At 56.6% G+C, this 14,251-nt stretch carries 13 protein-coding genes; 5 read left to right on the forward strand and 8 right to left on the reverse strand.

Annotated features, from left to right (window positions below; genetic code table 11):
• Nucleotides 1-429 precede the first annotated feature (429 nt).
• The 8 genes from K5Q35_RS22630 to K5Q35_RS07950 all read right to left on the reverse strand — a co-directional run bounded on the left by K5Q35_RS22630 (nt 430) and on the right by K5Q35_RS07950 (nt 7,760).
• The gene (locus tag K5Q35_RS22630) at nt 430-639 is read right to left on the reverse strand and encodes a DDE-type integrase/transposase/recombinase (RefSeq protein ID WP_259650493.1); all 210 of its coding nucleotides are present in this window, start codon (nt 637-639) and stop codon (nt 430-432) included.
• 422 nt (nt 640-1,061) lie between these two features.
• On the reverse strand, nt 1,062-1,667 hold the full coding sequence (locus tag K5Q35_RS07920; RefSeq protein WP_013963131.1) for a hypothetical protein: 606 nt from the start codon (nt 1,665-1,667) through the stop codon (nt 1,062-1,064).
• Nucleotide 1,668: 1 nt separating this feature from the next.
• Entirely contained in the window at nt 1,669-2,331 is a 663-nt protein-coding gene (locus K5Q35_RS07925; protein WP_220799149.1) for a hypothetical protein, read from the reverse strand.
• A 22-nt stretch (nt 2,332-2,353) separates the two neighbouring features.
• Nucleotides 2,354-3,310 carry a carbohydrate kinase family protein gene (locus K5Q35_RS07930; protein WP_220799150.1) on the reverse strand — a complete coding sequence of 319 codons (957 nt, stop codon included), beginning with the start codon at nt 3,308-3,310 and terminating at the stop codon, nt 2,354-2,356.
• A gap of 23 nt (nt 3,311-3,333) precedes the next feature.
• Nucleotides 3,334-4,383, reverse strand: coding sequence for an ABC transporter ATP-binding protein (locus K5Q35_RS07935; RefSeq protein ID WP_220799151.1), 1,050 nt, complete (start codon nt 4,381-4,383; stop codon nt 3,334-3,336).
• A 3-nt stretch (nt 4,384-4,386) separates the two neighbouring features.
• The gene (locus tag K5Q35_RS07940) at nt 4,387-5,232 is read right to left on the reverse strand and encodes a carbohydrate ABC transporter permease (RefSeq protein ID WP_220799152.1); all 846 of its coding nucleotides are present in this window, start codon (nt 5,230-5,232) and stop codon (nt 4,387-4,389) included.
• A 2-nt stretch (nt 5,233-5,234) separates the two neighbouring features.
• Nucleotides 5,235-6,179 (reverse strand): carbohydrate ABC transporter permease, encoded by a 945-nt coding sequence (locus K5Q35_RS07945; protein WP_220799153.1) that lies wholly within the window; start codon nt 6,177-6,179, stop codon nt 5,235-5,237.
• Nucleotides 6,180-6,206: 27 nt separating this feature from the next.
• On the reverse strand, nt 6,207-7,760 hold the full coding sequence (locus K5Q35_RS07950; RefSeq protein WP_013963125.1) for an ABC transporter substrate-binding protein: 1,554 nt from the start codon (nt 7,758-7,760) through the stop codon (nt 6,207-6,209).
• 240 nt (nt 7,761-8,000) lie between these two features.
• Here K5Q35_RS07950 and K5Q35_RS07955 point away from each other — a divergent pair, with 240 nt between their 5' ends.
• From K5Q35_RS07955 to K5Q35_RS07975, 5 genes are all read left to right on the forward strand, one after another.
• Entirely contained in the window at nt 8,001-9,332 is a 1,332-nt protein-coding gene (locus K5Q35_RS07955) for an NAD(P)H-dependent oxidoreductase (RefSeq protein ID WP_220799154.1), read from the forward strand.
• Complete coding sequence (locus K5Q35_RS07960; RefSeq protein WP_259650494.1) at nt 9,325-10,332, forward strand: thiamine pyrophosphate-dependent dehydrogenase E1 component subunit alpha; 1,008 nt, start codon at nt 9,325-9,327, stop codon at nt 10,330-10,332. The genes K5Q35_RS07955 and K5Q35_RS07960 overlap by 8 nt, the downstream gene beginning before the upstream one ends.
• Nucleotides 10,329-11,339 (forward strand): alpha-ketoacid dehydrogenase subunit beta, encoded by a 1,011-nt coding sequence (locus tag K5Q35_RS07965; RefSeq protein WP_013963122.1) that lies wholly within the window; start codon nt 10,329-10,331, stop codon nt 11,337-11,339. Before K5Q35_RS07960 ends, K5Q35_RS07965 begins: the two co-directional genes overlap by 4 nt.
• The gene (locus K5Q35_RS07970) at nt 11,339-12,616 is read left to right on the forward strand and encodes an acetoin dehydrogenase dihydrolipoyllysine-residue acetyltransferase subunit (RefSeq protein ID WP_220799155.1); all 1,278 of its coding nucleotides are present in this window, start codon (nt 11,339-11,341) and stop codon (nt 12,614-12,616) included. Before K5Q35_RS07965 ends, K5Q35_RS07970 begins: the two co-directional genes overlap by 1 nt.
• Nucleotides 12,617-13,263: 647 nt before the next feature.
• Nucleotides 13,264-14,244, forward strand: a complete 981-nt coding sequence (locus K5Q35_RS07975; RefSeq protein ID WP_013963120.1) for an ABC transporter substrate-binding protein — start codon at nt 13,264-13,266, stop codon at nt 14,242-14,244.
• Nucleotides 14,245-14,251 lie beyond the last annotated feature (7 nt).

A 14,251-nucleotide genomic window follows, 5' to 3' on the forward strand; every position in this document is an offset into this window, starting at 1 on the left:
CTTACTTGGAGAACAGGCTAACTCAAAACACCGGACTTTTCAGGGGAGCAGGTCAGCAGGAATCGCATCTACCAACCTTAGGCGGTAGTGTGGTGCTGAGCCAACGCTTACTATGATCTCTTCAAATCAAGGCTCGATAAAAAGGTTGATTTCGCCGATGTGTGCGATCTGCCTTTGGTAATTTCTTCTACTGAGGTATTGTACGTGGTTTAATATTATATTTTAATATCAATTTATTATGGAATATATAATACTGACCCTCGGTTCGCCATCAAAGTGTCTGTGAACTTTCATGATAAGATTCATTTCCCGTCACAAAACGTCCTTTCGATTGCAAACTTAGTGTCCTGTGGAACGAACTGTTGGGTTAACTTCCGGCGCAGATAGTTTTATCTGCTGCCTTGGTTTCGGACGGCCGCGTTGAATAGCTCATTGATGAAGCTGATCTCGCTTCGGACGCCAGGCTGCCGTGTTTGTATGTGTCCGTTCTTGGTGGTTCTGATTGGTTCTATCCCCAGTAGTGTCGCTTTCGCATCGCATCGGGCCGTCCGCCTGAAATCCAAGCAATTGACCGTTCGCATCAATTGCGCGCCACAGGTACCGCCATTTTCCACCGGCCCGTATGTAGGTTTCATCCATTGCCCGGCAGGCGATCACACGATGATCTGCCGAGAGGAGACGTGCTAGTTCAGGCTAGCGCGGCTGAGAGGGCGCTAAGCCGGCCTGAACAGTTCAGGCCCAAACTTCTGCATCCATCGAGAGAACGTCGAGCGGTCGACATCCCGCCCTCGTTCTGCAAGCAGGTCCGCCCCATCTTGGTAGAACGGTAGGTGCCGCAGATACGTCCGAACCGTACACAGGATGATCACAGAGGGGAAACCGGTAGCGCTTGAACGGCTGTTTGCTTGCCATGTAGAAGTCCCTTTGATTAACAATTTCGCGACAAGCTGGCCGTTAATGCAACAGTCCTATTTTGAGGTGCGTATGGTGGCTATCATGCGCGGTCTTTGGCTTCAGCGCTTGTGGGGCCAAATAGAGCGATTTGATGCAACACACCCGTCTCAGGTAAGCTTGCGGGGTTGTCCAGTATCGTCGAGCTGCTTTCTCATGCGGCCCGGCGTGAACAGGCCCGGCATTGTCCAGTTGGGAGTTTCGCCAACAAAATCTTCGAAAAAACCAATGGCGAGATTTACGTCTTCGTTCACGTTTTCGCGAAAAGACCACCAGGTCCGCAAATCACCCAGTTTGGGAGCTGTATCCGCGGACAGTGAAAAATCCTGTTCAATCACCGCATCGCGCACAGCAAGGCAAAACGAAACGTAGAGATACCCTTCAGGCCAAAAGGTTGCGGGTTGGTCGCGTTCACCTTCGTCTTCCTGCGCTGTGACGGGAGCAAAACGCACCATTTCTCGCAGCATAAGGCCAGCCGCAAATGTAACGTACTCCAGCCGGTGTTCCTGCGCTTTGAATTTCTGCGCCTCGAAAGACCGAAACCACGCGCTGAAAGCCTGCAACAGTTTGGCTTCGTCCAAGGATAGCGTCTTGCCGGTTTCGTGTTCCAGAGACGCGAGAAATTCGCGAAAAGAGCTGACAAACCACCGCGCGCGCAGGATCGTCTTGCGCACGGGCAGGTCACTGTTTTCCAGAGCGTGCAGGGCTTCTTTCACGTCATATCCTTTCAGACACATCCAGCAGGATTTCGTTGAGCGTCTGTGGGTCGTTCCACGCCTTTTGACAGGCCTCCAGTGATCCTGCACCCAACCAGCCAGATATGCGCACCAGTTCTTCTTCGGGTGTGGCGCCATCCCCCGGCTCCGTCAGCAGCCACAGCACAGCCCCGATGCAGATGCGCAGCGGCAACCCCGCGTCGGGTCCGGTTCCGGAAGCCATAAAACCCGGGGCGACACCGAAAGGTTCACGCCGCACCATCGCATGCAAAAGGGCGGCAGCCCGGTAAGACTGAGTTTCAGCATCATGCCAGCACATGGCCAAGATCGTTTCGCTGACCAGCAGATCAGGTTTGCGCGCCTCTGCCAGTAACACTGAAATCGCGAACCCTGCGCAGGTCGCCATCTGAGTGGCGGACATGTCCGCACCTTGCATTGCCGCTGCAGCATTGGCGACCATCATCGGATCAGGCGGGCCAGAAATACCTGCCCCCTTAGGATCAAACGGCGTGATGTTCTCGACCGCATTGCGCAGCGGCCCCGGCAAGGATTCGAGCGCGTGTGAAATTATCGCAGCAGCGGGCCCCGCATGCTGGCGCACGCCGCGCACAAGGTCGCGCAACGGTAATTTCAGAGCACGTGGGTTCGGGTAGGAACTGCTCATTGTGGCAGACCTCTTGATGGTTTCAGCTGGCAGTATAAGCCTTGAGAGCAGTCTTTTCCATAAAAGAAAGTGTGTTCGCCAGATCGCTCACACCAGCCTGAGAGCCCAACCCAGTGGCGTTTTGCGCCGAACTCGCTTGACCCAGCCGGATGCAGTCCTCAACCGACTTACCCAGATGTAGCCCGGTGGCAAAGCCTGCGTTAAAGCAATCGCCGCAGCCGCAGGTACACACGACGTCGATGTCGTAGGCTGGGATTTCGATTTTTACGCCCGTCTGATCGCGGTACATTGCCCCTTCGGCACCCAGCGTCAGGATTACAGCCGCCGCCCCCTGATCCAGCAAAAACCGGGCGATGTCCTCGAGGTCAGTAAGGCCCGACAATGCCATAGCCTCTTCTTCGGAGGGCATGAACACATCCGTATGCGCCAGCAGTGGTTTTATCAGCGCAAGATCATCGGCGGTAGAGGCAAAGACATCCAGCGTTGTCTTGCAGCCGCGTTTCCGTGCTTCTGCCAGAACTTCTTCGGTGCGACCTTTGTCCATGGCGTCCATCAGACCGACCCCACCCACATGCAGAATTTTCGTATCAAGTACGCGATCCAGTTGCGTCTCATCCACAAAAAAGCCCGCCGTTGCGCCCAGTTTATGCAGGGCAGGGCGCGCGCCATCGGGGCGCGTGGTCACGATGCTCGATGACGTCGAAAAATCTGCGCAGCGCTGCATCATTTCACGGTCAACGCCGAAATCATCCAAGCGGCGCAACACCCAATCGCCCATCAGATCATTCCCGACCCCGCCGACCGCCTGCACCCGCAGCCCGTGTTTCGCGGCCACGATCGCAGCCGACCCAGCGGCCCCCGAAACAGCCAGGGCAAAATCATCAACAAAGAACGTATTGCCTCCGGGCGGGATGTCGTTCACCGGTCGGCACAGGGCATCAAAGGTGTAGAACCCCATGGACGTGTAGTCAAAAGTCATGACGCCTCCTTGCGCGTAAGGGTTCAGCGCAGCCGCTGACCAGTGGCCGCATCAAACAGACAGATACGCGCAGGATCGAACGTCACAGCGATCGGCGTGTCAAGATCGGCGCGGTAATCCCGGTCGGCCTTGATCTCGACCATGGCGTCCCCGGCTTTGACGGTCAGGTAGGTCAGATCGCCCGTGGGCTCTACCCCAAAGACGGTCCCTGTCAAATGCGGGTCGCTGCCGCCGACGGTGCAGTCTTCGGGCCTGAACCCCAGAACCACACGTTCGCCCAGCGTGGCCGCCAGCCCCGAGACCGTAACCCCCGGCGCGGTGAATACCCCGCCCGTTACCGCCCCCTCAACAAGGTTCATTGGCGGTGATCCGATAAACCCGGCCACAAAGGTATTGGCCGGATCATTATAGATCTCATCCGGGGTGCCGATCTGTTGCACGCCGCCTCCTTCCATGATGACGATGCGGTCCGCCAGCGTCATCGCTTCGATCTGGTCGTGGGTCACGTAGACGGTGGTGACTTTCAATTGCCGCTGGATGTGTTTGATCTGTACCCGCATCGCCTGTCGCAGCTTGGCGTCAAGGTTGCTGAGCGGCTCGTCCATCAGAAACACCTGCGGCTGGCGCACAATGGCACGCGCGAGCGCTGCACGTTGACGTTGCCCGCCGGACAAGGCACCGGGTTTGCGATCCAGATAATCGGTCAGTTCTGTCATCTTGGCCGCGCGCTGCACAAGCGCATCCTGATTGGCCTTGGGCACCTCGCGCATACGCAGGGGGAACCGGATGTTTTCATAGATCGTCATGTTGGGATAAAGCGCATAGCCCTGAAAAACCATCGCCACATCGCGGTCGCGGGCGTCGACGTCATTCATGACCTCGCCGTTCATGATGACTTCGCCTTCGCTGGGATCTTCAAGACCTGCGATCATCCGCATCGTCGTGGTCTTGCCACAGCCGGAGGGACCAAGAAAGACCACGAATTCCTCGTCCGCGATGTCGATATTCACATCGCGGACACCCCAGACGTTGCCCCATTTTTTCTGGATGCCCGAAAGCTCGATCCTTGCCATGTTTTATCCTTTGACCGCGCCCATCGTCAGACCTCGTGACAGATGTTTCTGGATCAAAACGACCACGAGAAACACCGGCACAAAGGCCAGAAAGGCGACCAGTGCAATTGCGTTGTAAATCAACCCGTCCGACCCGCCGGTGAAATTCGCCAGCGCGACCGACATCGTATAGGCGTCAGGGGTCGAGGCGATCAGCAGGGTGAACAGGAATTCGTTGATGGCAAAGATCATCGCGATGACGCTGGCGGTGATGATGCCGGGCAGAATGGCGGGGATGATGATCTCCCACAGAATGCGCAGATCGCCTGCGCCATCCGTGCGTGCCGCGTCTTCGAGTTCTTTGGGGATGTCCATCATATAAGACCGGATAATCCACGTCACGAAGGACAGGTTGATCGCAGCATAGATCAGCATCAAAGCCCAGACGGAATCCAGCAAGCCCGCATTGCGGAACAGGAAAAAGATCGGGATGGCGACGATGGCCGGGGCCATCATCCGGGTCGAGAGAATATAAAACCCGATGTCGTCACGCCCTCGATAAGTATAGCGAGACAGCGAATAAGCGGCAGGAATCGCCAGCACCAGATCAATCAGCACCGACCCGATTATGGCCAGAACCGAGTTGCGCAGGTATTTGGCCATGGGCCAGTCTTCCCAGATCATATGCCAGGCATCCAGACTGAACGTGGGCCAATAGATCGGTTGGGGTGTGATGATCTCTGTGCGGGGGCGCAGCCCGATGGACAGGAACCACAGCACCGGCATCAGGCAAAACAGCGCCCACGCCCCGAGGATCACATAACGCAGGGTCAGGCTTTCGCCGCGGCGTTTTCTGCGCACAGAGGCCATCGCTACACCTTCGCCGAGACAAAGGCGCGTTTGACCACAAACTGCGCAACGATGATGGTCAGGATCAGCATGATCACCGACGCGGAGGACGCATAGCCAAAATCAAAGAACTTGAACCCCGTGCGGTAGATGAAATAGCTGATCGTCTCGGTCCCAAAGGCAGGCCCACCCTTGGTGATGACAAAGACGTTGGTGAACATCGTTGTGATATCGATGCCCCGCAGGATCAGCGCCACTGCGATCACCGGTTTCATGATCGGCAGCGAGATGTTCCAGAAGATCTGATACCAGGAAGCGCCGTCCAGACGCGCGGCCTCTTCGACTTCTTCATCCTGCCCCTGAAGGGCTGCGACAAAGATGATGAACAGGAACGGCGTCCACTGCCAGACGTCGGCAAGGATCAGGATCGACCGACTCATCCAGATCGAGGACTGGAACGCGATATTGCCGTCAATGAGCCCGATCCGCATGAGCAGATCTGCAAACACCCGCGCATCCAGAAAGAACAGCTTGTAGATGAAAGCCACCGCCGAGGGCATGAACAGCATCGGGACCAGAAAGATGATCCGCCAGCCTGTGACCCAAGGGTCGCGATAGGCGTAAAACGCCAGCGTCAGCGCGATGACGCATTGCAGGGTCAGCGCAATCGACCCCATCACAAAGGTATTCCAAAGCGCGCCCCAGAATTGATAGTCATTGAATAGCCGTGCGTAGTTATCAAAGCCAACAGGCTGCCATGGACCGAATTTCACAGCATAGAAGCTTTGCACGATGGCATAGACACCCGGATAGAGCGTGATCATCATCAGATAAAGCACCGCCGGGGCCACCAAAAGGTAGGGAAACCACGCTTTTAGGCGCTTGCTTCGTCTTTTGTACGTTCGCGGCGTCGGCTGGCCCGGGGCGGATTGCGCCGCCCCGGGATCCGACAGGTTCGAAGTGCTCATGCTGAGGTCCTGCTCGTCTTGAGGTCGCTAGAACGGCAGAGCCTTGCCTTCGCCCACGTAAAGACCGGGCGCTGCCTCGGCATAATCCACCGGGTCACGACCCTGATAGAAGCCATTGCTGGTCATGATCCGTTTGACCGCTTCAGCTGCGTTGTCCAGCGCTTCCTTCGGCGTAATCTGGCCAACGACGGCGCGGTTGATCTCGTTACCGATGGCCTGTTCGATGGGGAATGCACCGGGCAAACGCGGCGAACACCACGCATGCTCAAGGCTATCGGCCCAGACTTTGGCGGGCTGGGACACCTCATGCAGGTTGGTGTTGGTCAAGACGGATTTATACCCCGGTGCCACACCGTTTGCATTGGCCTCGTTCATTGCCATGATCGATGCGGTCGTCAGGAACGCCAGCATCAGGAACGCGCCTTCAGGGTTCTGCGCACTTGCGGCAACACAAGAGGTCGAGCCCGCGATATTCGGTGGTGCAAAACGCCCGCCGTCGATGCGTGGCTCATAAATGGTGACGAAATCATCAACAATCTGGCTTTGGTCCGGCCGCATGGCCTGCGTACCTGAATCCTGCCAGCTGATGTTGGTGGCCACTTGACCGCCCAGCCACGCCGCACGGTTTTCCGGCCAACCGGCTCCCGCATGACCTTCATTGGCGTTCTTGGTCAGGGCCATGATGATATCAAGACCCTTCATGCCTGCGTCACCGTTAAAGATCGGCTCCCAGTTTTCATCAAACAGCATCATGCCGGCCTGTGCCGAAATATGCTGCCATGTGTATGTCGACCAGAAACCGGGGGCTGCCATCATGCCGACACCCGACACACCGGGTTCGATCTTGTTCAACTCCCCTGATACGCGGATCAGCTCGTCATAGGTCGGGACCGAATTGACCTTGTCGACGGCACCGCCCAGCAGCGTTTCCATGTAGCCTTTGCGCACATGCACCATCTGAATGTCGCAATCGAAGGGAATGCCGTACATCTTGCCGTTGAAGAACCCATAGTTCAGGCGGTACGTGTCATAGAAGTCGTCCAGCGGCAGACCCCATTTGTCAGCATATTCATCGAGGCTGGCCAAAAAGCCCGGCGCGGCGAAATCGCCCAACCAAGGCGAGAAGAACTGCAGCGCGTCAAAGGACGCATTGCCGGAAATGAACTCGGCCAGCGCTTTGTCATAGAAACTGTCATCCGGAATCGGCACCAATTCGACCGTGATGCCGGACAGCTTTTCAAACGGCACGAGGCCCTCGGCGGCTGATTCCGCATCCGCCGCACCGATGGCAAAACGCACTGTGGTCCCTGCAAGCTCGGACCGGACAGCCTCCCAATCAACAGTGCGGATCCAGTCCTTGTTGCTGTCCCAGATCGGCTTGTCATCGGACATGCCATAAAGCTCGCGGTAATCCTGCCGTACATATTTATTGATTGAGATATCCGCCAGAACACTTTGGGGGTCCGGCAGGTTGCCCTGTGCAAAAGCAGCGCTTCCAAAGCCTGCGCCCCCCGCGACGATGCCTGCAGCAGAGGTGCTTTTCAGGAATGATCGGCGAGATAGAGTGTTGCGAGTTGTCATGTAAGTAGTCCTCCCAGTTAGTTTTAACTTGATGTTTTCGCCGAGCAAATTTGAATGCTCAGCCCCAACATCGATTCTTTCCATCCAGACTTGAACACCTGTGTTTATCGCCAGACGGTTGTCCATTTTTAATGATTGGTCAACTTTTATCATCACAAAGTCAATGAACAATTGATTTGACAACTGTACCAAAGTTCACCTAGTTGACTCCTGCACTCCAGCTCAGAAAGATACCATTCCATGGCTGCAAACATCTCACTTACAGGGCTTGCAAGAGACCTTTCTGAACGGGCCGCAACTGGAAAGCCCGTGCGCATCGGTCTGATCGGGTCTGGCGAGATGGGCACTGACATTGTCACCCGCGCCGGGATGATGGACGGTGTCGAGGTTGCCGCCATATCCGAGGTAAACTCCGCGGCCGCCCACAAAGCCGTCGAGATCGCGCATGCTGCAGCAGGATTTAGCGCAGACGCAAATTCAACCGACGCCCTGAATGCGGCAATCGAGAACGGTAAGACAGCTGTGGCCGACAATGCTGATGCGATCCTCGAATCTGGCTTGATTGATGTGGTGATCGACGCAACCGGCATCCCGGCTGTTGGTGCTGAAATCGGCCTGCGGGCGATGGAGCGCGGCAAACATCTGGTGATGATGAACGTCGAGGCCGATGTGACCATCGGAGCCTACCTGCGCCGCGAGGCCGACCGCCTCGGCGTCGTCTACTCGTTGGGCGCGGGCGACGAGCCATCATCCTGCATGGAGCTGATCGAATTTGTCTCCGCCATGGGGCACAAGATCGTCTGCGCGGGCAAGGGCAAGAACAACCCGTTGAATTTCGACGCCATCCCCGAAGCCTACATGGAAGAGGCCGCGCGCCGCCACATGAACCCCCGCCTATTGGTGGAATTTGTCGACGGGTCCAAAACCGCCGTCGAGATGTGCGCGATTGGCAATGCCACCGGATTGATCCCGGATTGCGATGGGATGCACGGCCCTGCCGCTGGTCCGAAAGACTTGGCCAAAACGCTAATCCCAAAGAAAGACGGCGGACTGCTAGAGGGTATCGGCCGGGTGGACTATTCTATCGGGAAGGGCGTCTCACCGGGTGTGTTTGTCATCATCGAAGCCGAACACCCGCGCATCCGTGAACGCTTGAAAGACCTGAAAATGGGCGATGGCCCCTATTTCGAGTTTATCCGTCCCTATCACCTGACTTCGCTCGAAGTGCCACTGACCTGCGCGCGCGCTGTGCTTTATGGCAAGGCGGACATGGTGCCGCTGGACAAGCCTGTGGCCGAGGTGGCCGCCGTTGCCAAACGTGACCTGAAAGCAGGTGAAACGCTGGATCAGATCGGTGAATACACCTACCGCGCATGGGCGATGGAAACATCGCGTGCGCGCACCGCGCGTGCCTTGCCTGCGGGTCTGCTGACCGGGGCCGTGACCACCGCCGCGATCGCCAAGGGTGAACTGATCACAGCGCATAACACCACGCTGCCTGATGCGCGCATCGTCGAATTGCGCCGCCGTCAGGATGAGATGATTTACGGCAAGGATGCCGCGAATGTCTGATCCGAAAAACACACCCTACGCCATTCGCACCTATGACGCCGATGAACTGAAGGGTGCGCTGCGCAAGATGTTCCTGATCCGCAAGTTCGAGGAAGGCGCTGAAGACAGCTACACCCGGGGTCTGATCCACGGGACGATGCACCTTTCCATTGGGCAGGAGGCGTCCGCAGTCGGGTCCTGCATGTCGCTGAGTGATGATGACAAGATCACTTCGACCCACCGGGGCCACGGGCATTGTGTCGCCAAAGGCGCCGATCTGGGCCGGATGTTTGCGGAGTTCTTCGGCAAGGAGGACGGCTATTGCCGGGGGCGTGGCGGGTCGATGCACATCGCGGATGTGGCAAAAGGAAACCTCGGCGCAAACGGCATTGTGGGCGGCGGTTTGCCCATCGCGGTTGGCGCTGCTTTGTCGGCCAAACGCCTTGGCACTGGCGCTGTGACCGTGTGCTTTTTCGGCGACGGGGCCAATAACGAGGGTGCCTTCCACGAGGCCCTTAATATGGCGGCCATTTGGAAATTGCCCGTGGTGTTTGTTTGTGAAAACAACCGCTATGGCATGTCGACTTCGACAGAAAAATCCACGGCGGTCAAACATATCGCCGAACGTGCTGCAGCCTACAACATGCCGGGCGTCACCGTGGACGGCAATGATTTCTCAGCTGTGACCGAGGCCGTGGACACCGCTGTCGCCCGTGCCCGCGCGGGCGATGGTCCAAGCCTCGTGGAAAACCTCACCTATCGTTGGCGCGGACATTCAAAATCTGACCGCAACCGCTATCGCACCAAGGAGGAGATCGCCGATTGGATGGAGCGCGACCCGATTGGACAGATGTCCGCTTTGCTTGTCACACATAAAATCATGTCCGAAAATGACGTCGCAGCGCTGGAATCCGAGACCGAGCAGGTCATTCAGGACGCCATCGCCTTTGCCAACGCCAGCCCGTCACCCGCCGTGGCTGACGCCACCCGCTTTGTCTATACCGACGACGCTGCCGCATGAATATACAAGCCAAACCTGAGATCCGCGAATTGTCCTACGCCGAGGCTATCCGCGAGGCGATGGACATCGCCCTTGGCAGCGACCCGCGCGTCATCCTGATGGGTGAGGACATCGGCATCTATGGCGGGGCCTTTCAGGTGACCGGCGATCTGGTGGAGAAATACGGAACTGACCGTGTGATGGATACGCCCATCTCCGAGCTTGGTGGCGCAGGTGTCGCCGTGGGGGCCGCCTTGACTGGCTTGCGCCCGATCTTTGAATTCCAGTTCTCGGATTTTGCCACGCTCGCGATGGAACAGATCGTCAACCAAGCTGCCAAGATACGGTTCATGCTGGGAGGGGCAGTATCAGTCCCGGTTGTCATGCGGTTCCCCGCAGGGTCTGGCACGGGTGCTGCTGCACAGCACAGCCAAAGCATCGAGGCGTGGTTTGGGCATGTCCCCGGTCTCAAGGTCATTCAACCGTCAACGCCTGAGGATGCCAAAGGCATGTTGCTGGCAGCTCTTGAAGATCCGGACCCGGTGATGATCTTTGAACACAAGATCCTGTACAAGATGAAAGGCCATGTGCCCGAAGGGTACTACACCACGCCTATCGGCAAAGCCGCCGTGCGTCGCGAAGGGCAGGATCTGAGCATCGTCGCGACCTCACTGATGGTACACAAGGCCCTCGCTGCCGCCGAGGAACTGGCAAAGGATGGCATTGACGTCGAGGTCATCGACCTGCGTACCGTGCGTCCGATGGACCGCGATACCGTGCTGGCATCAGTGCGCAAAACCGGACGGCTGATCTGTGTCTATGAGGGGGTAAAGACCCTTGGCGTGGGTGCCGAAATATCAGCCATGGTAGCCGAAAGCGATGCGTTCGATTTTCTGGATGCGCCGATCATTCGGCTGGGCGGCGCGGAAAGCCCGATCCCCTACAATCCCGAGCTGGAGAAATCCGCTGTGCCGCAGGTGCCGGATATTCTGGAAGCTGCAACAGCACTGGTCAAAGGCCGCCTCTGATGCCTGTCGAAGTCATCATGCCAAAGGTCGATATGGATATGGCCAGCGGAACTGTGAGCGCATGGCATGTTGAGATCGGTTCGACTGTTGTCAAGGGAGACCCCCTGTTTGATATCGAAACCGACAAAGCCGCGATGGAGGTCGAGGCCCAAAACGATGGTGTGCTGTATCACTGCGTTCCTGCGGGGACCGAAGTGACCATAGGCCAGCCGGTTGCTTGGCTTTACGACAAAGACGAGGAGGTCGGGGATGCCCCCGTTGCTACGCCGGAGACTGTCTCCGAAAACACAACTGAACGCTCTGAACCGGCCTCTGATCAGGCCGCTGACGTGCCAAACCCTTTAAAGACGAAAACCGCACGGACTGACAAAACCCGTGCGACCCCACGTGCCCGCACCCTCGTGCGCGAAGCCGGTATCGACATTACCGCAGTAACGGGCAGTGGCCCGCGCGGGCGCATACAAGCCAAAGACGTGCCGCAAACGTCTGACCCTGCGTTCGCATCACCGACAATATTCGTGCCGGAAACTGGGCTCCTGAACATCACTTACAGAAACGGGGGCACGCGAACCCCCATCGTTTTGATCCACGGTTTCGCCAGCGACACTAAATCATGGAAGCAGATCGAGCCCTTTTTAGCGGACCATCCGCTGATCCGCATCGATCTGCCCTGCCACGGTAAATCCCCAAACCTGCGTATCAGCAGCTTCTCCGACCTGGTAAAAACGGTGCGCCAAACATTTGATGATCTGCATCTGGACGGAACACAACTCATTGGCCATAGTCTTGGCGGTGCCGTCGCACTGGCGATTGCAGATACCCGGCCGAGTAAAGTTAACTCGCTTTGCCTAATCGCACCTGCTGGCCTTGGCCCTGATATTAACGGTGCGACCCTGAGCGGCATCGCAAACGCATCCCGTGCAGAAAGCATTGCGCCATGGCTGAAAACGCTCGTCCAAGACGACACGCTGATCAGCGAAGGTTACGTCCGTTCCGTTATGGCGACGCGCACGCAGTCCAACATGCGGGCTGCTCAAATCGCTCTTGCGGGCATTGTTTTCCCGGATGGGACTCAGGCTTTTGATCTAAAAGCTGCTCTCAGCAGGGTTGAAATGCCCACCCGTCTGATTTGGGGTCGCCGGGATAAAATCATACCATGGCAGCATGCGCTGACAGCGCCCGGTAACGTCGCAATCCACCTTTTTGAGGACACTGGGCACCTACCTCATATCGAACGTCCCGAACAGATCGGCAAACTGCTGGCAACGTCAATTTGACAGTATAGAAAGCGCGAAAATGATACCGATATGTGCTTTCGATGCCGGCACTTGAAAGCTGTTGTCATTGGCAGTCAACCGGGCCAAGAATACCACCACCGGTTTCGAAATAGGAAATGTCCAACGGTGGCCGACAAGATTGCAGCCATTCACATCAATCCATTTCACCATTTAAAATTGCCTGATCGCTCCCGTCTGCGGGCGTTTCACCACCGCAGTTTGATATCACCGTCCTCAGGCTTTTGAGGTCCGGAGCAACGCAACGGCGGCTATTCGGAATAGTAATTCGGGGGCACATTCACAGTTCGCAAATAACATCAATTTGCCCCCGTTAGACGGATAACGAGAAAGCGTTCATCACACTTCGGACATTCTCTTTTTTCTTGTACGAAAGAGTCTGTGGTGAGACTGCAAATCTTTTTCTATCATCTGATGGGGCGGCTGATTTGGCCAGGTGGTCTGGCCGTTTGCATTTAATTGTTTGACCCGAATCAATCGGTATGCACAATTGTAATATAAGTGTTACAATTGTAGCTTAAAGAAAAAAATCATCTGGATGGTGAGCGATTACAACCAAACTAGAGAAATATTCGAAGAATCCCAAGGCAAATGCCGGGGGGGGTACTAACACCATGGGAGAGATACAAATGACGCGAACTTTGATTAAATCTGCATCCACCGCCATCGTTACACTGATGGTTTGCCAGGCGTCTTATGCCGGTGAGTTGACGCTTTACACGTCGCAGCCCGATGCAGACGCCGCTGAAACCGTTGCCGCATTTGAAGCCGCAAATCCGGGTGTTGAAGTGCAGGTTTTTCGCTCTGGCACAAGCGATTTGATGAGCAAACTTGCTGCCGAGTTCGCAGCCGGTGCACCGCAGCCCGATGTGCTTTTGATTGCTGATGCCGTGAGCATGGAAACGCTCAAGGCTGACGACCGCCTGATGAAATACGATGGCGCCGTCACCGACGGTTTTGACGCGAATGCGATAGACCCCGAAGGGTATTACTTTGGCAGCAAGCTCATCACGACGGGCATCATGTATAACACCGGCGCTACCGAAAAGCCCGCGACCTGGAGCGATCTGACAGGTGATGCCTACAAAAACCTCGTCGTGATGCCCAGCCCTCTCTACTCCGGTGCGGCTGCGTTTCTGCTTTCCGGCTTTGTCGAAGATCCGGAACTGGGCTGGGAGTTCTTTGAAACAATGCAGTCAAACGGCCTGACGGCTGTACGCGGCAATGGCGCGGTGTTGAAATCGGTCGCATCAGGCGAAAATGCCTACGGTGTCGTTGTTGATTTCCTCGCGATGAATGCCATCAAGGACGGCTCACCCATCGGATTCGTTTTTCCACCCGAAGGCGTACCAGCGGTGACCGAACCGGTTGCGATCATGTCCACTGCGGATAACGTGGAAGACGCGCAGAAATTCGTTGATTTCATCCTGTCCGATGAAGGGCAGAAACTCGCACTAAGCCAAGGCTACCTTCCTGCCAAAGCCTCGGTCGGCCAGCCCGACTGGTTGCCCGCAGGTACCAAGGTCAAGGTTATGGATATCTCCGCATCTACGGTCTCTCCGAAAGTCGGTGATAACAAAAAACGCTTTGCCGATATGTTCGGCGGGTAACGCCAAT

It is taken from the genome of Roseobacter sp. OBYS 0001, from assembly GCF_019654895.1.
GTDB classification, from domain to species: Bacteria; Pseudomonadota; Alphaproteobacteria; order Rhodobacterales; family Rhodobacteraceae; genus Roseobacter; species Roseobacter litoralis.